At 39.7% G+C, this 19,967-nt stretch carries 18 protein-coding genes, 1 pseudogene and 1 riboswitch; of the genes and pseudogenes, 13 read left to right on the top strand and 6 right to left on the bottom strand.

Going from position 1 to position 19,967, the window contains the following annotated elements:
- Positions 1-8 precede the first annotated feature (8 nt).
- From ACNAZ4_RS08525 to ACNAZ4_RS08515, 3 genes and pseudogenes are all read left to right on the top strand, one after another.
- Positions 9-2,552, top strand: a complete 2,544-nt coding sequence (locus ACNAZ4_RS08525) for an AAA family ATPase (protein WP_415813817.1) — start codon at positions 9-11, stop codon at positions 2,550-2,552.
- 27 nt (positions 2,553-2,579) lie between these two features.
- Entirely contained in the window at positions 2,580-2,936 is a 357-nt protein-coding gene (locus tag ACNAZ4_RS08520; protein ID WP_415813816.1) for a hypothetical protein, read from the top strand.
- 388 nt (positions 2,937-3,324) lie between these two features.
- A pseudogene (locus ACNAZ4_RS08515) lies at positions 3,325-3,759 on the top strand (DJ-1/PfpI family protein); the annotation flags it as partial.
- 191 nt (positions 3,760-3,950) lie between these two features.
- On the opposite strand, the gene ACNAZ4_RS08510 reads toward ACNAZ4_RS08515, so the two are convergent.
- Positions 3,951-4,574 carry a DUF2238 domain-containing protein gene (locus ACNAZ4_RS08510; RefSeq protein ID WP_415813815.1) on the bottom strand — a complete coding sequence of 208 codons (624 nt, stop codon included), beginning with the start codon at positions 4,572-4,574 and terminating at the stop codon, positions 3,951-3,953.
- Positions 4,575-4,801: 227 nt separating this feature from the next.
- Here ACNAZ4_RS08510 and ACNAZ4_RS08505 point away from each other — a divergent pair, with 227 nt between their 5' ends.
- The 4 genes from ACNAZ4_RS08505 (at position 4,802) to ACNAZ4_RS08490 (ending at position 9,260) form a co-directional block, all read left to right on the top strand.
- Positions 4,802-5,650, top strand: coding sequence for an MBL fold metallo-hydrolase (locus ACNAZ4_RS08505; protein ID WP_415813814.1), 849 nt, complete (start codon positions 4,802-4,804; stop codon positions 5,648-5,650).
- A gap of 291 nt (positions 5,651-5,941) precedes the next feature.
- A complete protein-coding gene (locus tag ACNAZ4_RS08500; protein WP_415813813.1) occupies positions 5,942-6,649 on the top strand; it encodes a TSUP family transporter in 708 nt (235 codons plus the stop codon).
- A gap of 134 nt (positions 6,650-6,783) precedes the next feature.
- Positions 6,784-7,350, top strand: coding sequence for a hypothetical protein (locus tag ACNAZ4_RS08495; protein WP_415813812.1), 567 nt, complete (start codon positions 6,784-6,786; stop codon positions 7,348-7,350).
- A gap of 410 nt (positions 7,351-7,760) precedes the next feature.
- The gene (locus ACNAZ4_RS08490) at positions 7,761-9,260 is read left to right on the top strand and encodes a malate:quinone oxidoreductase (RefSeq protein WP_415813811.1); all 1,500 of its coding nucleotides are present in this window, start codon (positions 7,761-7,763) and stop codon (positions 9,258-9,260) included.
- A gap of 240 nt (positions 9,261-9,500) precedes the next feature.
- On the opposite strand, the gene ahpF is transcribed toward ACNAZ4_RS08490, so the two are convergent.
- The 3 genes from ahpF to ACNAZ4_RS08475 form a co-directional block, all read right to left on the bottom strand.
- Complete coding sequence (ahpF, locus tag ACNAZ4_RS08485; protein ID WP_415813810.1) at positions 9,501-11,030, bottom strand: alkyl hydroperoxide reductase subunit F; 1,530 nt, start codon at positions 11,028-11,030, stop codon at positions 9,501-9,503.
- A gap of 13 nt (positions 11,031-11,043) precedes the next feature.
- On the bottom strand, positions 11,044-11,607 hold the full coding sequence (ahpC, locus tag ACNAZ4_RS08480; protein ID WP_415813808.1) for an alkyl hydroperoxide reductase subunit C: 564 nt from the start codon (positions 11,605-11,607) through the stop codon (positions 11,044-11,046).
- A gap of 467 nt (positions 11,608-12,074) precedes the next feature.
- Positions 12,075-12,563, bottom strand: coding sequence for a hypothetical protein (locus tag ACNAZ4_RS08475; RefSeq protein ID WP_415813807.1), 489 nt, complete (start codon positions 12,561-12,563; stop codon positions 12,075-12,077).
- A gap of 30 nt (positions 12,564-12,593) precedes the next feature.
- Positions 12,594-12,677: riboswitch (cyclic di-GMP riboswitch) on the bottom strand.
- 344 nt (positions 12,678-13,021) lie between these two features.
- On the opposite strand from ACNAZ4_RS08475, the gene ACNAZ4_RS08470 reads away from it, so the two are divergent.
- From ACNAZ4_RS08470 to ACNAZ4_RS08450, 5 genes are all read left to right on the top strand, one after another.
- The gene (locus tag ACNAZ4_RS08470) at positions 13,022-13,957 is read left to right on the top strand and encodes an ImmA/IrrE family metallo-endopeptidase (RefSeq protein ID WP_415813806.1); all 936 of its coding nucleotides are present in this window, start codon (positions 13,022-13,024) and stop codon (positions 13,955-13,957) included.
- Between the two features lie 13 nt (positions 13,958-13,970).
- Positions 13,971-14,309, top strand: a complete 339-nt coding sequence (locus tag ACNAZ4_RS08465) for a helix-turn-helix domain-containing protein (protein ID WP_415813804.1) — start codon at positions 13,971-13,973, stop codon at positions 14,307-14,309.
- A gap of 281 nt (positions 14,310-14,590) precedes the next feature.
- A complete protein-coding gene (locus ACNAZ4_RS08460; protein WP_415813803.1) occupies positions 14,591-15,541 on the top strand; it encodes a heme-dependent oxidative N-demethylase family protein in 951 nt (316 codons plus the stop codon).
- Positions 15,538-15,993 (top strand): dimethylamine monooxygenase subunit DmmA family protein, encoded by a 456-nt coding sequence (locus ACNAZ4_RS08455; protein WP_415813802.1) that lies wholly within the window; start codon positions 15,538-15,540, stop codon positions 15,991-15,993. Before ACNAZ4_RS08460 ends, ACNAZ4_RS08455 begins: the two co-directional genes overlap by 4 nt.
- Positions 15,994-16,004: 11 nt before the next feature.
- The gene (locus ACNAZ4_RS08450; protein ID WP_415813800.1) at positions 16,005-16,970 is read left to right on the top strand and encodes a PDR/VanB family oxidoreductase; all 966 of its coding nucleotides are present in this window, start codon (positions 16,005-16,007) and stop codon (positions 16,968-16,970) included.
- Between the two features lie 49 nt (positions 16,971-17,019).
- On the opposite strand, the gene ACNAZ4_RS08445 is transcribed toward ACNAZ4_RS08450, so the two are convergent.
- Together ACNAZ4_RS08445 and ACNAZ4_RS08440 are read right to left on the bottom strand one after the other, a co-directional pair.
- Positions 17,020-18,252: a dicarboxylate/amino acid:cation symporter gene (locus ACNAZ4_RS08445; protein WP_415813799.1), complete on the bottom strand. Its 1,233-nt coding sequence runs from the start codon at positions 18,250-18,252 to the stop codon at positions 17,020-17,022.
- 225 nt (positions 18,253-18,477) lie between these two features.
- Positions 18,478-19,470 carry a DUF3231 family protein gene (locus ACNAZ4_RS08440; RefSeq protein ID WP_415813798.1) on the bottom strand — a complete coding sequence of 331 codons (993 nt, stop codon included), beginning with the start codon at positions 19,468-19,470 and terminating at the stop codon, positions 18,478-18,480.
- Between the two features lie 318 nt (positions 19,471-19,788).
- On the opposite strand from ACNAZ4_RS08440, the gene ACNAZ4_RS08435 reads away from it, so the two are divergent.
- Positions 19,789-19,962 carry a lipoprotein gene (locus tag ACNAZ4_RS08435; protein ID WP_415813796.1) on the top strand — a complete coding sequence of 58 codons (174 nt, stop codon included), beginning with the start codon at positions 19,789-19,791 and terminating at the stop codon, positions 19,960-19,962.
- Positions 19,963-19,967: the final 5 nt, after the last annotated feature.

Genomic DNA, 19,967 nt, shown 5'->3' with positions numbered 1-19,967 from the left:
GAAAAACTATGAATAATGTTGTCAGGCGATTATGGGAATGGGCAAATGATAATGGAGATTGGGCTAGGGCATTGGTCCAAATAATAACATCTGAAAATGTTGATGAAGAACAAAGACTACAAATATTAAATACCCTGTTGTATGAGCATGGAATAATAAAGGAATTTGAAAAAAAGACTGTTGAAGGTCCTAGTTCATTTGAACAAAGTAACAATGGTGAAAAACTAATATTGAAGGAGTTAACAAATATACAGGGAGTAAATAAATTAGCAAAAGAACAAGTATTAAAATTTTCACCAAACCTTACTGTTATTTATGGAAATAATGGTTCAGGGAAATCGGGATACGGAAGGATACTAAAGTCCGTCGGTTTTAGTTATGATAGTAATTTAAAGGTGTTACCAGATGTTTTTAGTAACGATAACTATGAGCAAAAGGCTGATATTTATTATAAAGTTGGTGAAAGAGATAAAACATTTTCATGGAATAACTCCTCGTCTTCCGTAGATTTAAAAAGCATAGGAATGTTTAACTCTGATTGCGTAAAAATTAGTCTTGATAATAATAGAAATTTAATTGCTACACCAGTTGGATTTCATTATTTTAATGAGGTTTCTAGTGAATTGAATAAGTTAAGTCAAGAGATTACAAATATGATTGATAGAAAATCTATTGAACCTGACTTTTTCACTAAGCTACATAACGGTACTCATGCATTTAATTTTATTACTTCATTAAAAACTGAAACAAATGAAGAAACCATTGAAAATGAAACAAAATTTGAATTGGAAGATGAACAACAAATACTTCAGTTAAATAAGGAAAAAGAGGGTTTGAATGTTCAATTACTTAATAATGAAATACAAGCCTGCCAGAATCAAGTCAAAGAATTAGATGAATTGAATATAAAGATTAATAAAATGAAAGAGGTATTAAATACAAGTGTTTGGAATGAGTATAAGGAAACCTTGCAAACATTAAAATATTTTGAAGAAGAGAGAACAACTGGTCTCAAACAGTCTATGATGCAGTTAAATGGCAATTTTATTCAATCCGAAGAGTTTATAAATTTCCTTGAAAGTGCTGAAAAATATATTAAAACACTGGAACAAATAAGCTACCCAAATGAAAAGGATGTATGCATTTATTGTGGGCAACCTCTTGACGTAAATGCCAGAGAGCTCATAAAAAGCTATAGAGAACTAATAGATAATACTTTAAAGAGTAAAATAGAAAAACTAGGTGAAAAGCTTGACGATTTGAATACAAAAATAAGTAAAGTTGATAGCTCCTGTCAATTGCATCATAATCCGTTTGAAACTGAAGACGAGGAAATTGTTCCACGTGTTATCAGTTTATTTTTTACTGAATATACTAGATTGAAAAATATAGTACTTAAACACCCTAAAGGCGTATTTTTAGAACAATCCTTTAGATTAGATTATGAATCGGTAACCAATTTTATTAAAAAAAGGTCGGAAGAAGTTTTAGAGTTAAAAAAACAGAAGGAGACTATATTAGGAAGAATACAAGAAAAACAAAATGAAATGGAAAACAAAATCAATGAGCTAAAAGATAAAAAAGTATTATATGACAACAAAGTTAAACTTAAGGAATATGTAGATAATTTAAAAATGGTTGTGAAGCTAGAAAACGTGAAGGGTCTACTTAATACACGTTCTTTAAGTAGAATATCAACCCTAGCAAGAAAAGAGTTAATACAAGACCAGTTTAAAGAAGTATTTGAAAATGAACTTAAACATCTAAAATGCGAAAAGAATATTTCATTAGATTTTGGTACACAGGCTGGTTCTCCAAAGTTAAGACAAGTAATAGGGTCTCAATATTCATTAGGTGATGTCTTAAGTGAGGGGGAGCAAAAGTCTATAGCATTAGCTCATTTACTTACAGAGTTAAAAATAAGTAATCAATTTGGGCCTATAATATTTGATGACCCTGTAAACAGCCTGGACCATGAAAGGATAAATATTGTTGCACAGAGACTTATAAGATTATCGGAAGAAAGGCAAGTGATTATTTTAACACATAGTATTCTGTTTTTTAATTCAATTGAGCAATTCATGAAGGATAGAAAACCAAATATAAATTATAAATATTATACAGTTGAATCAAAAGGAAATAGTACTGGCCATTTATATGAGGATACCCCACCTCATAAGGAAAAGTTTAGAACTTATCAAGGTAAAATTAAGGACTTATTAAATACAAGTGCTGTAAACAAGGAAGTAATGGGAAGCTCTGCTGCTATACAGGGGTATGGTTATTTAAGGTCTGCCATTGAATTATTAGTTGAAGATGAGATATTTAAATCGGTTATTAAACGCTATAGGCGTGATATTAAATTTGGACAAGTTGAAGAAATCGATGGTCAGGGTTTTGATAATGTTAAACAGGAATTAACTGACATATTTAATGAAGCGTGCGCTTATATAGATGCTCATAGTAACCCTTTAGAAGCAGCTTACACACCAAATTTAAATCAACTAGAAAGGGATTTAAATAGAGTGATAGCAATTAAAAGTAGATTCTAAAATTTATTATGAAAAGGAGAGATGTCGATGTGGTTAAATGTGGATAAACCCACTAAGAAAGTCACACTGCATGAAGATAATTGTTCATTTATTCCTATTACAGGTACCAAATTTAAAAAGTTGAATGGTTTGGCTCGTGATGGAGGATGGCTACATTTTAAAAATAGAGAAGAAGCATTACTTGAATGTGAACATAACTACAGAGAGTATAAGCGGGGATATTGCTTTAGATGCGATGCTAGAAAAGAATCAATAAAAAGTGTAATAGATTCTAATCTGCATTTAAGTGAAGATGTGCTATTGGAGTTGCGTGAAGAACGAGGAGATGTTTCTTGGGAATATATAGGGGCAAGACACGGAAATGAAGAAGATGATGAAGGGTAAAAGATTGAGGAGCAGTTTTAATGAACCACTCCTTTTCTAAATCATTTTACCCTATCCAACGTTACGGTGAACCGTATCATAAGTAGATGCGGTTTTTAAATTAGCATTAATAGTGATGCAGTCAATGGAGTGTGCTATACATTGACAATGTTGGATTCTGAACAAGTAATATTACGTACCTAAAAGCTTAATGTTGAATATAACAGGGACATGAACTATTTAATTGCATCTATTTACATTTGATTGGAGCAAAAGGATGAAGGTACTCATTTTTTTATATGATGATTATGCGTAATTTGAAATTAGTATTTTGGATACAGTTCTTAAAGGGAATGGAGTATAGGTTATTACTTGTTAGCATCAAAAGAAACCATTTGTAGTTTCTTCAGGAGGACTGCAGGTTGTCTCACATTTGCATATTGATGAAGTGGCCCCACAAGAATTTGCTGCCCTTATTATTCCAGGGGGGAACCCATATGTTCTTTTAGAAGATAACAAGATTATGAGATTAATTAAGGAATTCCATCACTCAAATATCTATATTGCAGCTATATGTGCTGGCCCTTCCCTTTTAGCGTCTGCTGGTATTTTAAATGAAACCTCTTATACTACATCTTTAACACCAGATGAAACGGATTATAGTAAAGCAGGTTTTGTGTGGGAAAATAAGGTGAATCGAATTGTCATGACGGATAAAAATGTGACAACTGCGACAGGTTCAGCTTATGTGGAATTTGCGGAAGAAGTTTTGAAAAGTTTAGGGTTAGTATCTCCTGAGGAAGAAAATTCTTTGGCATATTTTAAGGTGCCGGGGATGTCATAAGGAGTGGTGGTGTAACTACCTCAGGTTAAACAACTACGGTGAACCGTATCATAAGTAAATGAGGTTTTAGATTTATAAAAATAATAACAATATCCAAAAAGCCAAGTTATGAATAACAACTCAGCTTATTTGGCCATCAATCTTGTTGTTCCAATGTTGTACCTGCGTTATTTTAAATAGATATCAACCCATTATCTGGATCTTTCTAATTCTTTATAAAGGAGTTTTATAATAAAAAGCGAGAGAATGGAACCTACAAGTAAAAGTGCCATATCCCACTGGGCATCCCATATGTCTCCCTGCATACCTAAAAAATCTTTTGTGACTTTCCCTTCTTTCCCTATTTTTGCACTTGCCCACTCAATGATTTCGTAGAAAGCTCCGATTGCTAGGGTTATACATAGAGCAATAAAATTCGTGGTTTTACTTTTTGTTAAAGCTGTTTTCCTTAATAATATCTCTATGATCACTATTACAATAGACCCCTTAAGAAAATGACCAAACCGATCGTAGTGGTTTCTCTGTAAATCGAAATAATCTTTGATCCATGTAAAGAGAGGAACTTTAGAATAAGAATAATGCCCCCCAACAAACGTTAAAATGACAAGAAAGGTAATGATGACATAAGAAACAGTGGTAAGGTGAAACCGATTGTATGTTGATAGTAAAAATATTAACAGTAATACTGAAGGTAAAACCTCCACAAACCAAACCCCATAACCTTCTTCCGGTTTAATAAGGGACCAGATAAATACAAGTAAAACCACCAATAACAACAAAAAATGCATCGAAGAGCTATTCATTTTATGTGACATTCAAATCACTCCATTAAAAACAAGTTGCATTTAGTATTTGCTTAACATTTAGGTATTATAGAACAAGGGATGAGTTTAAAATTATAAAACCTCATGGAGTAGATTGAGGTGAACTATACCATAAATAATTGGGGTTTTATTTTTAAGAAGAGTTTAGTTTGCTGAATGCCACAAATGGCTAGGGAAAATCCAATAAAATATAATATAAAGAAGGTAGGCAACCTTATATGCATTCAATAAACAAAATCGGCAGGAGTTTTTGGTACATCACTCCAGTTTCGCTGACCGACCGGCCTATTCTGGGAATGGTAGTGGGCAATAACAAGACATTGATGATTGATGCAGGAAATTCGGAAGACCATGCAAATTATTTTCTGAGTGAACTTTTAAAAAGGGGAGTCCCTGATCCTGATATGGTTGTGCTTACTCACTGGCACTGGGATCATATCTTTGGTCTTTCGGCATTCCCTAATATTGTTTCTCTTGCTTCCAAACAAACGAAACAAGAAATGGAGAAGCTCATCCCGCTTTCATGGTCAGATGAAGCGTTAGACACACGAGTGAGGGAAGGATCGGAAATTGAATTTTGTGCGAAGGCAATCAAGGAGGAATTCACAGATCATCGGGATATCACGATTGTCTTGCCGGATTTAACTTTTGAAAAACGAGTGGAAATCCACCTCGGTGGTGTAACTTGCATCGTACAGCACGTTGGCGGAGATCACGCTGCAGATTCGACAGTCGTTTTTATTAAAGAAGAAAAGATCCTCTTTCTTGGTGACTGTATTTATCCTGATATTTTTTCCGAAAAACAAAACTACACAATCAAGGAAACGTTAAGACTACTGGATGAATTAGAAGCATTTGACGCGGATACTTATATTCTTTCGCATCAAAAGGCGATTTCAAAAGAGGAATTTAATCAGGAAGCTGCTATGCTTAGAAACATTGCGAAATATACAGATCGTTGCAGTGGTAATCAGCAGAAAATCATCGATGAATACAAAAAGCATGTAAAAAGGGAACTTACAGAAGACGAAATAGAAACAATCGCCGACTTTGTAAATGGGTATTAGACATTGATTCAATCAGCTACTGTACGAATTGAGTTAGCTGAACATGAGAGTGGTAATTATACTGCTCTCTTTTTTATTAGGATATAGGTGAGTTTATTAAGTTGTAAAGTATCTTCACATTAAACACTTTCTCTACATAGTTTATAGAATAGATTATGACAGTGGAGGTGCATTCAATGAAGGACCTGTCTATTATTTACCATGATAGCTTATTATGAAAGTGTATTAAGTGAGAAAGAATGCAAAGAGCTGATAGATTTAGCCAAAGGAAAGCTAAAGCCGTCAGCTGTTGTGGGAGACTCGAAAAAGTCTTTTTCCAGCGCACGGAAGTCAGAACAAGCCTGGTTACATCACAATACCAACGAAAATGTCCTGCAAATATCCGAACGAATTGCTTCCATTGTGGAACAGCCACTTAACCATGCGGAAAAGCTGCAAATTGTCAGATATCAGCCTGGAGGTAAGTTCAATGCGCATTTCGATACTTTCCAATCTTCTAGCAAACTAGGGAGAGAGTACTTACTTAAAGGCGGACAACGAACCTATACAGCACTTCTTTATTTCCTGGGAATTGGCCAGTTCATTTTAGTCCTGACTATGATGCTGATGCTTCAATTGCGAATGCGTCAAAATAAGACAAGGGACTTGATTGTTGGCGGCCTCTCAGGATCTCTCACAACGAGCATAGGCATGCCTGGGCCTCCCATATTGCTGTATTTTTCAGGGACCCATACCAAAAAGGAAAAATTAAGAGGTACTACACTGGCCTTTTATCTATTTATTTACCTTGTCAGTTTAGTGATCCAGGTCATGTTCGCCGGAACCAGCAAGATTGTCTGGGTTTCAAGTCTGTGGGCGCTGCCTTTGGTTTTTATAGGCTTGTTTTTGGGACAAGTATTGTTCAAATGGGTTAATCAAAATCTTTTTTGGATCCTGACGTATCTTATTTTATTGTTTACGGGGATGTATTTGCTGATTGAGGGTTCCGGATTATTGTGAACTCGCTTTAAGAGATGAGAATTTGCAAATAAATCAGGAAGGTTGAGTATGTCGAATCGTGTCGGATCTTGGTATATAACCTTCCTTTTTAGTAAAAACTTACTAATAGCCTGGATGGTTTGGGGGTTATTTCATTGAGTTACGATGAGTATTGGAAGCAAATAACGGAAAAAAACGATGAGTTGAGGCAGCTAATCTCCTCATATTGGCATCAATACTCTGATATGGGAAATTGGCAGTTCTGGATGGTATTGTCTTTTTTGCTGCTGCCTTTGATTTTATTGTATTTTTTTATCGACCGGAAAAGGTTATTTGAGATTTTTTTCTTTGGGTATACGGTTCACATCCTGTGGACCTATTTTGAACAGGTCCTTGCAAATTACAGTCATTTTATCCATACATACTTTCTCTCGCCGTGGTTTCCTCCGGCGCTAAGTATGACTGCCTCTGCCTTGCCAGTGGGTTTTTTGCTGGTCTATCAGTATTGTACGAATCATGATAAAAACTTTTATATTTATTCCGCGTTGCTAAGCGCTGTTTTTGCCTTTGGCTTCGCAACGATAGAAAAATACATTGGTCTGGTGAAAATCGAGAGAGGGATGCATCAAGTTTATATTTTTCTTATAGATATCGGGATTGTGTATTTCGCTTACTGGTTTACAAAATTGATGATTAAATTCAGGGATAGAAGGAATAGTTAAGCAGGCTGAACGATGTCATATCGTCCAGCCTTTATTGTTTATACGGTTCTTCCAGAGTAATATCGTCTACATTTCATGATTGCGGATTTTGATTCGCGAAAACATTTCGTCTCCTTTCCAATCTCCTCTAACTCATAAATTAGCCAAAACAAACTCTGGATAGGTCACTTATTTTCAATATACAATTTCAAAAATATCAGCGATTTTACCGGGTTTGGTGGCTGGTGAATCTTGTGGGAAGACTTCACACTTTTTTACAGTGACAAAATAGTTTATAATTATCAGTAAATAGTAGAAATTTTAATCCTCAAGTCATTATAATAGATTATGTTACGGTTTTAACAAAGACAGAAATGGTGTGTCCCTTTTCAGACGCGCCTACTCAAATATATGGGACAAGGAAGGATAAAATGAGCAACGTACAGAAAGCTACAGACGTTATCTTAATTGGAGCCGGAGTCATGAGTGCGACGTTGGGATCATTGCTGAAAGAGTTAGCACCGGAGTGGGAAATCAAAGTGTTTGAAAAACTTCCTTCGGCAGGTGAAGAGAGCTCCAATGAGTGGAATAATGCGGGTACTGGACACGCAGCCCTTTGCGAGTTGAACTATACACCTGAAAAATCCGACGGATCAATCGATATAACCAAGGCCATCAATGTCAACGAACAATTTCAGCTTTCAAGACAATTCTGGTCTTATCTAGTAAAGAGCAATTTAATTCGCAATCCCCAGGATTTCATCAGGCCGCTGCCACATATGAGTCTAGTAGAAGGGGAGAAAAATGTTACCTTCTTGAAAAACCGATTTAAAGCGCTTTCAGGTGTTCCGATGTTCCAGGGAATGGAGTTCTCGCAAGATCCTGCAAAACTGAAGGAGTGGATTCCTTTAGTCATGGACGGCCGTACGTCGACTGAGCCGATTGCTGCGACAAAGATTGACTCTGGAACGGATGTTAATTTTGGCGCCTTGACACGGATGTTGTTTGAGCATTTGGAGAGCCAGAATGTCGAGATGAACTATAAGCATAGTGTGAAAGATATCAAACGTGCGAGCGATGGGACATGGGAGGTCAAGGTGAAAAACCTTGATAGCGGCCAAGTGGAAGTCCATAAAACCAAATTCGTCTTTATCGGAGGCGGGGGAGGAAGCTTGCCATTGCTGCAAAAGACAGGCATCCCAGAATCAAAGCAAATTGGCGGATTCCCTGTGAGCGGCTTATTTTTGGTCTGCAACAACCCTGAAGTTGTCGAGCAGCACCACGCGAAGGTTTACGGAAAAGCTAAGGTGGGAGCACCACCAATGTCAGTGCCTCACCTCGACACTAGATTCATCGATAACAAAAAGTCCCTGCTGTTTGGACCTTTTGCAGGCTTCTCGCCTAAATTCCTGAAGACAGGATCGAATCTGGATTTGATTGGTTCTGTCAAACCGAATAACGTCATGACCATGCTCGCCGCAGGCATGAAGGAAATGGCCCTGACGAAATACCTGATTGAGCAAGTGATGCTTTCCCATGAAAAGCGCATGGAAGAACTGCGTGAATTCATCCCGAACGCCAAGAGCGAGGACTGGGGAGTGGTAGTTGCAGGACAACGTGTACAAGTCATCAAAGACACAGATTCAGGCAAAGGCACTCTGCAATTCGGCACCGAAGTCGTAAGTGCTTCAGATGGCTCCGTAGCAGCATTACTGGGCGCATCCCCAGGTGCATCAACTGCGGTTAACGTCATGCTGGAAGTGCTGGAAAAATGCTTCCCGGAAAGAATGTTTGAATGGAAAGATAAAATCAAGGAAATGGTCCCTTCATATGGAATATCCTTAGCAGCCAACCCCGAGCTATTCCATGAGATTCATGAATCAACGTCGCAGACGCTGGGATTAAGCGATAAAGAGCGGGTTTATAGCTGATTAATAAATTTTGAAACCTTCGATCCAAGTTGGATTGAAGGTTTTTTGTTGTTTTTAGATTTTCATGTGGGATTGGGCGGATGAGTGGCGAAGTGCATGTGTTATTTTGACAAGTTAGGAGGTGTCGAGGGAAAAGCTGTCAAAAATCCCGACAGGTTTGCCGTAGTTGGAGAGGGTTCCTCTTCAGAGCAAACAAAAAAACCGCTCCACTGCCAATCCAGGCAGTAAAGCGGCTTTCTATTAGTTACGAATCATGTAATCAAATGCTCCTAATGCTGCGGTGGCACCTGATCCCATTGAAATGATGATTTGTTTGTATGCACTGTCCGTGCAGTCGCCTGCAGCGAAGACGCCAGGCAGGTCTGTGGCACCGTGCTTGTCTACGACAATCTCGCCGAAGCGAGTGCGTTCAAGCGTGTCACCGAGCCATTCTGTGTTCGGTACGAGGCCGATCTGGACGAATACGCCTTGTAATTCAACATGGTGTTCTTCGCCTGATGCACGGTCAATGTACGTAATTCCGTTCACTTTGTCAGTTCCGGTAATTTCGCTTGTCTGTGCGTTTGTCACTACTGTGACATTTGGAAGGCTGTGCAGGCGGTCCTGTAGAACAGCATCAGCTTTAAGTTCAGGATTGAACTCGATGACTGTTACATGCTTTACGATTCCTGCCAGGTCGATTGCTGCTTCAACGCCAGAGTTTCCTCCGCCGATGACAGCTACATCTTTTCCTTCGAACAATGGTCCATCACAGTGAGGGCAGTAGGCAACGCCTTTGTTCTTGAATTCAGCTTCTCCTGGTACGTTGACATTGCGCCAGCGGGCACCAGTCGAAATGATGACAGTTTTACTCTTCAGGACTGCACCATTTTCAAGTTCCAGTTCGATCAGGTCTTTCTTCTCCAGGCGTGTGGCACGCTGAAGGTTCATGACATCGACGCCATACTCTTTAACATGCTCCTCAAGGCTGGCAACAAGCTTAGGGCCTTCAGTGTGCTTGACACTGATGAAGTTCTCAATGCCTAAAGTATCCATTACCTGGCCGCCGAAGCGCTCAGCAACGATACCTGTACGGATGCCTTTACGCGCTGCATAGATGGCTGCACTGGAACCAGCCGGTCCGCCGCCAACAACAAGGACATCATAAGGTTCTTTGTCAGCGAGCTCGGAAGCATCCGGACCTGAACCCATTTTTGCAAGAATTTCTTCAAGGGACATACGTCCGCTTCCGAATGGTTCACCATTCAGGAATACCGTTGGCACGGCCATGACCTGCTTGCTTTCAACCTCATCCTTATACGCTGCGCCATCGATCATGACATGGGAAATGCCGGGATTCAAAGTGCTCATCACGTTCAAGGCTTGTACCACATCAGGACAGTTGTGGCAGCTGAGGCTGACATACGTCTCAAAACGATATTCGTCTTTAATCGCTTTGATTTGGTCAATGACTTTCTGGTCTACCTTAGGAGCTCTGCCGCTAACCTGCAGCAGGGCAAGGACTAATGAAGTGAATTCATGTCCTAAAGGAATGCCTGCGAAAGTCACTCCAGTGTCTTCACCGGCACGGTTGACACTGAAGCTTGGTGTTCTTTCTAATTCTGCATGCTCCACTTTAATGTGGGATGACATTGTTGCCAATTCATCAACTAAAGCCAGCATGTCTCGTGATACATCATCCGATCCGGCGCTAACTTTAAGCAGCACATCGCCCTCCATCATCTGAAGATATTGGGCTAATTGTGCTTTGATTTCTGCATCTAATAACATGGGAGTGTACCCCTTAAATCTTTCCTACAAGATCAAGGCTTGGTTTAAGAGTTTCTCCGCCTTCTTTCCATTTTGCAGGGCAAACTTCGCCTGGGTTGTTGCGTACATATTGTGCTGCTTTCAGCTTGCTTACTACCTGGCTAGCGTCACGGCCGATTCCGCCTGCGTTGATTTCAACAGTCTGGATAACGCCGTCTGGATCGATGATGAAAGTTCCGCGCTCTGCAAGACCATCTTCTTCGTTCAATACATCGAAGTTGCGAGAGACCTTCTGTGAAGGGTCGCCAATCATGATGTACTCGATTTTGCTGATTGCTTCAGAGTGGTCGTGCCATGCTTTGTGAGTGAAGTGTGTATCAGTTGATACAGAGTATACTTCTGCTCCCATTTCTCTTAATGTAGCATATTCGTTTTGCATGTCTTCAAGCTCAGTAGGGCATACGAATGTGAAATCAGCTGGATAGAATACAACTACGCTCCACTTGCCTTTGAAGTTTTCTTCAGATACCGTGATGAATTCTCCGTTGTGGAATGCGTTTGCTGTGAATGGTAAAACTTGAGTCCCGATTAATGCCATGATTAAGTTCCTCCTTAAATTGGTTGAATTATTTTTGAAATAGTTTCCCTGAATGAATTCAGTTAACTATTCGGTAAACTAGAATAATTCTAATTCCGTAATTATTATCGTATAGCGGTAATTATTTTGTCAAGCGATATGATTCTTTGTTTTAGCAGATATAAAAACTCAGTCTATATCTATTATGGACTGTATCTTAAATAAAATGCCAATAATAAGCAGGAAATTTAATAAAAGAGACAATTCCTATTCATAATTCTCAATTATAGATTGAAATTGGAGTTATTTATTAAGCTTACTAAATCTCTTGTATAAAAGATTTAGAGATTCTATGGCTTTCTGATTTTTATTTTCTGAAATACTTCGTGAAGCTGCTTACAGGGGGAATGTTATGTCAATGAATGAAATTGACACCAATAGAGGAGGGCATAAAAAAACCATGAACAAAGAGTTCATGGTTCTAAACGTTATTGTAATGGAACGCCATTTACATATAAAGTGCCAGTGCTAGGGATTTTTTCTACATTGGTGATAATATGGCCAGAGTTTCCAGGATATTCATCCCCAACCTGAAGCTCTCCATTTTCAGTCTTATCAATACCAGTGATATTGAAACCAGTAAATTGATTTGACTTTCTTGGATCGTACGTAACACCTGATGAAAGAGTTACAGTGTTTTGATTTGTAACGTTGTGCACTTTCTCGCCTCTAGTTCCCTCGCCAGTAGTCCAAGTTACAGTTACCGCATACGTATTTACTGTTTCATAAGTAAATACTAAGTTTTTAGCTTGTTTCTGCAATTCAGCATTATTCCAACCCAAAGCCTGCTGAACATCACCCTTACCAACAAATCCTGTACCTGCTGATGAGTCATATGTTACTGCCGCCAACGAAGAACTTGCAAAGATCCCCATTGCCAATGCGCCTGCTGCTAATCCTGTTAATACCTTTTTCATTTTCCATCTCTCCTCTTAGATTTTATGTATTCCTAAGAGGGCCGGTTACACTAGTAGCTCCATACAGCCCAAGTGTCCAAATAAAGACTGTACTTCAAAGCTTCCCGCATTAACGATGGAGGATCATAGTGGCCACTAAATATTACCATCGTTATAGTTTCATTTTATATTAAACTTTAGTTAAAAACTAACATTTTTTATCGACAATTTTTTTATCCTGAAGGTAAAAAAAAAGTACTAACATAGTTAGTACTTAAAAGAATTGGGAGGAAATAGAGAATAATTCATTCTCTAATATTAATTGTATTTTAAACAACAGTGGAATGGAAACCTATTTCGTTAGACAAGTTTCCTTATTAAATAGAAAAATTTGTCTAAAATACAAAATATCCTTTTCCTGGGAGATTGTAATAAAGTATAGTTAGTTTAGACAGTAAGCGGGATCGGAGGGGTCCATCATGAAGAATTTGAGGCAAAAGGTCTTTTATCTTTTTTTCCTTCTTCCTTCTTTGGCTTTAATCTTTTTACATATCAAAATTCCACAGGAACTGGAGTGGAATGTGGTTTTCTTTTTATGCATCATGGTGATTTTTGACAGGATGAATCTCAAGATGTTTTCCGGTTTTCGTTATTCGTTTTTCCATGTCATGTTATCCTTGATTATTTTTGATCGTTTTTCAGTTGTATACGGTTTTATTTATCTTTTAGTAGATAGCTTGTTTGCTATATTCTCGAAAAAACGCGGGAGTTTGAAGTCGACAATCGCTTTGTTGTCGATGTATATCATCATAATAATCGCGTGTAATGAAGTTTATAATGACTATACCGACAAAATGTACCTGGCACGTTATCTTACTTTGATTTTAATGTTAGCTCTTAGTATGGTGTTTAAATATATTTACGTCTGGCTTGAAACAGGAGCGATGACCAGCAAGATGTTCATTGACAGATTCGGCCCAATGACGTTTGAGGTCTTGATCATTTTTCCGATTCTTGCGTTCTATGACCACTTGGATGTCAATCTGGTTCTGACTTTCTTTCTTTCCTACTATACTTTTATAGGTTTCCTGCACAGAAAGTTCATGGCGGTTAACCATATGCATATTGACTCATTGACGGCCAGGATTGAAAAGAGATTTGGAATACAAGTACTGTACAGGGATTTGAGTTTAATAAAAGGGATATACCATCCTGGCAGGAAAATGATTATCATTGATGAAAAGTTGGACTATCCAGAGCAGATTCAGACAATCGTCCATGAATTGCTGCACCATCAAACATATAAAGTTCTTAAATTGCCCGATATTATCGTGGAAATGATCATTACCTTATTTGAGGCGATTGTCAGCTGGTACTATATTATTTCGTATAAACGTGTTTCGAATTTAGATTAAAGGGAGAGTTATTATGACGACGCCATTAGGCCAGGAATTAAGGAGATTGAGAAAAGAAAGGGGCTTGCGGCTTGAGGATGTAGCGAATGGTACAGGCATTACGCTGCAGTACTTGAGTATGCTTGAAAAAGGTGCCAGGAAGTCGGTTTCTTTTGAAATCATGGCGGATATTTCACGGTTCTATGGAGTTCCTCTCGATTATTTTGCTGCCTTTCTGAAAAAGGAGGATTCAGAGCCCCTTACAGATGTGGAAATTATGCTTTGGCAAGCGATAAATGAAAAAGTCCGGGATGAGATTTACTATAAAAAAGGAAGATCGTTAAAAGAGATTTTTTCAAAAATGTTGAAGTAAGGAAACGGCGGCTAATTCGTAAAAAGATTAGGCGTTTTTTAGGCTGGAAATTACCATTCATGAATACCTTGGCTAAAAAAACAAAAAGGATAGGCAATCATGCTTTTACATACCCGATCAGCATCAAGACTCTTAAAGTCAGCAGCGGAAATCAGTATTTTTATCTAATGGACTTATGGGGAAAATGAAAAGTGAATAATTTCAGGATATTGTTATCGAATCCATTCTCAATTTTCAGTATAGTATTAATTATATAAATAATTCTGAAAAGTGGTGAGAAGATGACTATCAACGGGGATTTGCTGGCCTTTCCATATCCATTCGCCGATGGAGATGCATATAGATACTCTAACAATGCAATACCATTAAATCCACCAATTGCCATTGAATTGACGGAATCTTATTTAGAGGAAATAAACCTGAGGAGAGAATTGCTGACAAATCACCCAGAACGCTGTTACCACTCCATGCCGCATACAATGGATGCCCAGTGGGAGGTGCTGGATTTGATCCTGCACCAGCTGGCCAGTTCCTATCCTGAGAACTACCAGCTGGTAATCAACGATAATCATTGGATTTTCACTAACCATCTAACAGGTGAAAATCATTCCTTCGATTTTGGGGACCAGGCGACAATGGACATTGAGCCCTTGGATTTTGTCGGCCGGCATGTCCAAGAAGATTTGATTTTAATGATGCAGCGGGACGGGGATTTATTCCTGGATGCAGGGCAGCTCTGCTTTCCAGCCAATTGGTCGCTGTATTTTGATGCTGGCATGTCGTTCAAAGAAATCCATACGCCAATCCCGGGGTTCAAGTCGGAATCACTTGATGAACGCATCCTTCAGTTTTTAATGAGAATCGAGGCAGGCAGTCCATGGTGGCGGAAAAACTGGTCGCTTATGGCTGGGGAACGGCTGGATACCTCGCTTGAAACATTCGCTGAGTGGGGTCAGGCTCGAAAAAAAGTAACGAAAGCAAATGCAGGGGAACTGGCCAACCTGCGGGTTGAGGTACAGAAACTTTTCCGTCTGCCAAAAAGTAATGGGATTCTATTTACTATTCATACACACATGCTGCCGCTTGGAACGTTCATCCAGCATACCCCATGGCTAAAGCAATTTTCGGCGATCCTCAAAGAACTTCCTGAATTCATCGCAGAATATAAAGGGATTTCTCTGTACCGACATGCAGTTCTTGAATATTTGGAGGAGGAACTGAAGAAAAGATGAGTGTAAGCAGCTTTAAAAAGATAAGTCGGAAAAGAAAAATCTTGTTTATCGTCGATTCAGAGGGGGCCGAGGCTTTTTCTGACCTTTTACAGCAGTCATTGTCTGAAAAAATTCCATTTGATTTTCATATTTTCATAGAGGGGCAGGAAGCCATGCTGAAAACCTGGTTCAACACGCAAAAAATGGGGACCTATCTATACATATCAGGTTCGGCGGAATTTGTGATGATGGTAAAGGAGCTGGCATTTGAAGCAGGCTTTTCCGAGCATGAAATGCAGATTGTGACACGGGGTTTTTTACCGAAAAAATTAATATGCTGTAACTGTCATAGTGAGAATGAAGCCGGGGACAACAAGCATGTCAAATGCAGGCTATGCGGGCAGGAACTCGAGGCATCCAATCATTATTCCCGCCGATTGGATGCTTACTTGGGATATGTAACGATCAAATAAGAGAGAGGGGAATGAGATTGCATCACGGTACATCAATTGAAGTACGAGTGAAATCGATAAAAATAGAGACAGCAACCATTAAAAGGTTCACCCTCGAAGCAGTGGATGGCGTCAAGCTTCCGTCCTTTGGCGGCGGTTCCCATATAATCACTTATTTGCCGCATCCTTCAGGCATAATGGAAAGACATTATTCAGTTTTTAACCTTTCAGAGCCAGGAGTCATGGAAATCGCCGTACGCCTGGCAGAGCCTACGAATGGCGGCTCGGTATACTGGCATCACAATGTCAGCGAAGGGGATGTCATTAAAATCAGCTATCCGAAAAACCATTTTCCAATGAGCTTTCAAGCTAAGCACCATGTTTTTTATGCAGCCGGCATTGGCGTTACGCCTTTTTTATCAATGATGGCTGAGCTATCCGAAAAGAATCAATCATTTGAGCTGCATTATGGAGCGAAAACAAAGGAACAATGCGCTTTTTACGATGTGCTGAAAGAACGATATCCAGAGCAATGCCATTTTTATTTTTCAAAGGATGAAAGTCCGAACAGGTTGTCTCCCGTATCACTTCTGGATCACAATATCGGGACACATGTTTATTTTTGCGGACCAGAAAACATGATTGGAGAATTCACACAAGCAGCAAAAACCTACGGCTATCCTTCTTTCAATATCCATTCCGAGCGATTTGCTCCACCTGTAAATAAACAGGCCAAGCCATTTACCGTCACCCTAAAGAAAAGCGCTAAGCAGCTGGAAATCCCAAAGGATCGTTCTTTGCTGGATGTAATTCGTGAAAATGGAATCAACCTGCCTTATTCCTGCAGGGTTGGCGGTTGTGGGACTTGCGAAGTGAGAGTATCAGAGGGGAAAATCACCCATTTTGATTCCTTTTTGACGGAAGAACAACAGAATACCAATCAAACGATGCTATGCTGTGTTTCCCGTGGGGAAGGGCATTTAGTATTAGACTTATAGAGAATAGAAAAACCGCATCCAGTCGAGAATGCGGTTTTCGGAGTTGTTATTATGACCGAGCCATTTCTGCTTTCTTTTCAGATTGGTCGACTACTGCTGCGCCGACGACGTCGCCGACAACATTCGATGCAGTACCGGCCATGCCGATGATCGCATCGACGCCGGCGATCAGTGCAACGACTTCAAGCGGCAGGTCGAACATCGTCAGCACCACGGACAGGGTGACAAGGCCTGCTGCTGGAATGCCGGCTGTCCCGATTGAAAGCAGTGTGCCGACAAGGACGATGGTGACGAAATCAATCAGTGTGAAATTGGCACCAGTGACATTGGCGGCAAATACAATCGATGCGCCCATCCTTAGTGCACCGCCATCAGAGTTGAACACGGCTCCAAGTGGCAAACTGAAATTCACCATCTTCTCGGAAATTCCAGCCTTTTTCGCACTCTCGATTGCCACTGGCAGGGAAGCGAGGCTGCTGGAAGTAAAGAACGCCGTTGTATACGCATCCTTCGTATTTGCGAAAAAGCTCCTGACCGGAATCTTGAACAGTTTGAGTGTCCCGCTGTACACGAATACCCAGAGGATGATAATCCCAATATAGAATACCGCCGTAAATTCCAGCAGGGAAGTTAATGTATCCCACCCCTGGGTGCCAAAAGTGGATGCGCTGATCGCAAAAATACCAATCGGAGCGTAAAGAAGGATCCCCTTTAGAATCCTGAAGAACAGCTCATTTGCTGCTTCAAGGAATGTTTGCAGCTGCGTACCGTATTGCTGAGCCTTTTCCTCGCCGGAAAACCTCATTCCTGAAATCGTGAAGCCGATGATAATCGCCAGAAACATAATCGCCATCAAGTTCCCCGATGTGAAAGCCGAAAAGAAATTATCCGGGACAATGCTGAAAATGACATCAGATATGGACGGTGTCGCAGGCTTCTCTACGGTTGTAGCAGGGAGTGTCAACGACTTCCCAGGATTGATCCATAACGCAAGACCCAGACCAATCAACACTGCCGCAGCCGTTGTCACTCCATAATAAAGGATCAATTTCCCTCCGGTCCTGCCAAGTTGCGCAGGGTTCATTTGATTGACCGCCAGCACAACCGTCAGGAACACAACAGGAGTAGCAATCAGACTAAGCAGCTTGATCAACAGAGTGCCAAAAGGCTTTAAGACCTCCGCATCCGCTCCCAGCAAAACACCAGCCAATATCCCCAGAACAAAGCCGATCGTCATTTTTAAAATAAATGATGAATTTTTGTATGAATTCCATAGATTCACTTTATGTACCGCCTTTTTTATAAAGATTAACCCAGTGAAAATACAAATAAATTCCACTAATTAATAAACTACACCTGTTCAGGGAATGAGACAATAGAATCTTCGTAAAAGATATGGTGAAACTCTCGTTTTAGGATGGAAAACAGCAAAAAAGACTTTATGTACCATAAAAATAAGTACACCAAGTCTATATGTTGGAAGTCTATATTTTAAATTCAGAGGGTTTCACACCTTCCGATCCAATGCCTGTGGCGGCTGTTCGAGCCATTTTTCGGTGATGGTCAGGAGGAGGCCTTTTCCGTAGTATTTTTTCATCTGAGTGGAGACCATCGTGAATTTGGTGACAATGTCTGACCGCAGGCTTGATGTAAGGGCCTGGTTGATCATGATGAAGCAGAACATTCCGAGGCAGGTATTGACGAAAAACAGCATCAGTTTATCGGAAAAGGGTGAATCTTTTACCTCGAAAAAGTTGAAATCGCCTGAAGCTGAATAGGGGATGTTTTCTTTATCCAATACATCCTCGAGTGCATCCAGCACTTTTTTGAGAGCAGCTACACCTTTGTTGAAGTGTTCTTTTACATCTTTATGCCTGGCAAGCTTGCTGAAGGTCACGAGGACCATTTTTGAAAAACGGGCACGGTGGATGACTCTGGACAGGTTGGCGATTTCTGCTGCGTTTACAGGCCTTGAGCCGCCAAATAGGCCATTGAGATAGTTCATCTCATCTACCAGGTCGACGGTGTGGTCCATCGCTACCTGCGGGGATTTCAGAAAAATGCCCTGCTGCAGCATCAGGTCGGTGATTTCATTTTGAATCTCCAACGTAAATTTGATCGCTTCCTGAAAATAATCCCGGATTTCCTTGCGTGTGCAATCAGGCAATGCGCTCGGATATGTACTTAGTGAAAGCATCGTAATATCATGGCAAAAATATAAAATGAACGTGTCAGAAAAAACCTTATCAGCATCAAGCCTTACATCTTTCTCGGTAAAACCAAGAGGGATGGTGAGGTTTTCTTTGCGGAAAATACCCATCAGGTCGTTGAGACTTTTCTCTGAAAAACTGACCATCTTTTCAGCGATCTTTTTAACTTCCTCATCATCTGCTGTCTCAAAGAAATATTGAAAAAAACGCAGTTCCATGCTGCTTTTCAGGTAGGATGACCAAATATTCGATACTTCTGTTGAGGTTAAGCCTGCATGTGTTTCACCCATCGATAAGTCACTCCTTTCCCGTTATTGTTTGTCTTTTTAAGAAAATTATTACAGCCATTAAGTGATTTTTCCCTGAGTTACATAGAACCATTATGTAAGGAGATACTTTTTTAAAGGCTATTTCCTAAAGATTGTTGTTAAAATCCTAAAGGCGATTTTAACGTGATAATACCCATTTTTTAGGTCGGTACTAAGTTTGCAAGCTCTTTTCTCATAATAGTCGTGAATTGTGTGAACAATCTTAGGTAATTCAATTCTATTTTGCAGCCAATAGCAACAAAGTTTGAGAAAAGAGCCTTTTCAAAAGGAGGTTATGTAATGAGAAGGTTTTTGATGATGGTATTATTGGCAATTTCCATGTTCTCAGTTACAGGGTGTGGCAACGATGCGCCTCCTGAAGATGATGAACAACTGGAAGATGTTGAGGAAGAAGATGAGATTGGCGATGGCGAAATAATGATGAATAATACCAAAGACCCACTTTTTAAGTAAAGTGG

This window comes from Mesobacillus thioparans (assembly GCF_965138835.1).
Taxonomy (GTDB): Bacteria; Bacillota; Bacilli; order Bacillales; family Cytobacillaceae; genus Mesobacillus; species Mesobacillus thioparans.
Note: the sequence above shows the minus strand (reverse complement) of the source record. Positions and strands in the feature narration are given on the sequence as shown.

Bases quoted from the DNA above. Each gene is read 5' to 3' on its own strand.
- ACNAZ4_RS08525 (WP_415813817.1), top strand. From the start codon at position 9: ATGAATAATGTTGTCAGGCGATTATGGGAATGGGCAAATGATAATGGA.
- ACNAZ4_RS08520 (WP_415813816.1), top strand. From the start codon at position 2,580: ATGTGGTTAAATGTGGATAAACCCACTAAGAAAGTCACACTGCATGAA.
- ACNAZ4_RS08510 (WP_415813815.1), bottom strand. From the start codon at position 4,574: ATGTCACATAAAATGAATAGCTCTTCGATGCATTTTTTGTTGTTATTG.
- ACNAZ4_RS08505 (WP_415813814.1), top strand. From the start codon at position 4,802: ATGCATTCAATAAACAAAATCGGCAGGAGTTTTTGGTACATCACTCCA.
- ACNAZ4_RS08490 (WP_415813811.1), top strand. From the start codon at position 7,761: ATGAGCAACGTACAGAAAGCTACAGACGTTATCTTAATTGGAGCCGGA.
- ahpF (WP_415813810.1), bottom strand. From the start codon at position 11,030: ATGTTATTAGATGCAGAAATCAAAGCACAATTAGCCCAATATCTTCAG.
- ahpC (WP_415813808.1), bottom strand. From the start codon at position 11,607: ATGGCATTAATCGGGACTCAAGTTTTACCATTCACAGCAAACGCATTC.
- ACNAZ4_RS08475 (WP_415813807.1), bottom strand. From the start codon at position 12,563: ATGAAAAAGGTATTAACAGGATTAGCAGCAGGCGCATTGGCAATGGGG.
- ACNAZ4_RS08470 (WP_415813806.1), top strand. From the start codon at position 13,022: ATGAAGAATTTGAGGCAAAAGGTCTTTTATCTTTTTTTCCTTCTTCCT.
- ACNAZ4_RS08465 (WP_415813804.1), top strand. From the start codon at position 13,971: ATGACGACGCCATTAGGCCAGGAATTAAGGAGATTGAGAAAAGAAAGG.
- ACNAZ4_RS08460 (WP_415813803.1), top strand. From the start codon at position 14,591: ATGACTATCAACGGGGATTTGCTGGCCTTTCCATATCCATTCGCCGAT.
- ACNAZ4_RS08455 (WP_415813802.1), top strand. From the start codon at position 15,538: ATGAGTGTAAGCAGCTTTAAAAAGATAAGTCGGAAAAGAAAAATCTTG.
- ACNAZ4_RS08450 (WP_415813800.1), top strand. From the start codon at position 16,005: ATGAGATTGCATCACGGTACATCAATTGAAGTACGAGTGAAATCGATA.
- ACNAZ4_RS08440 (WP_415813798.1), bottom strand. From the start codon at position 19,470: ATGGGTGAAACACATGCAGGCTTAACCTCAACAGAAGTATCGAATATT.
- ACNAZ4_RS08435 (WP_415813796.1), top strand. From the start codon at position 19,789: ATGAGAAGGTTTTTGATGATGGTATTATTGGCAATTTCCATGTTCTCA.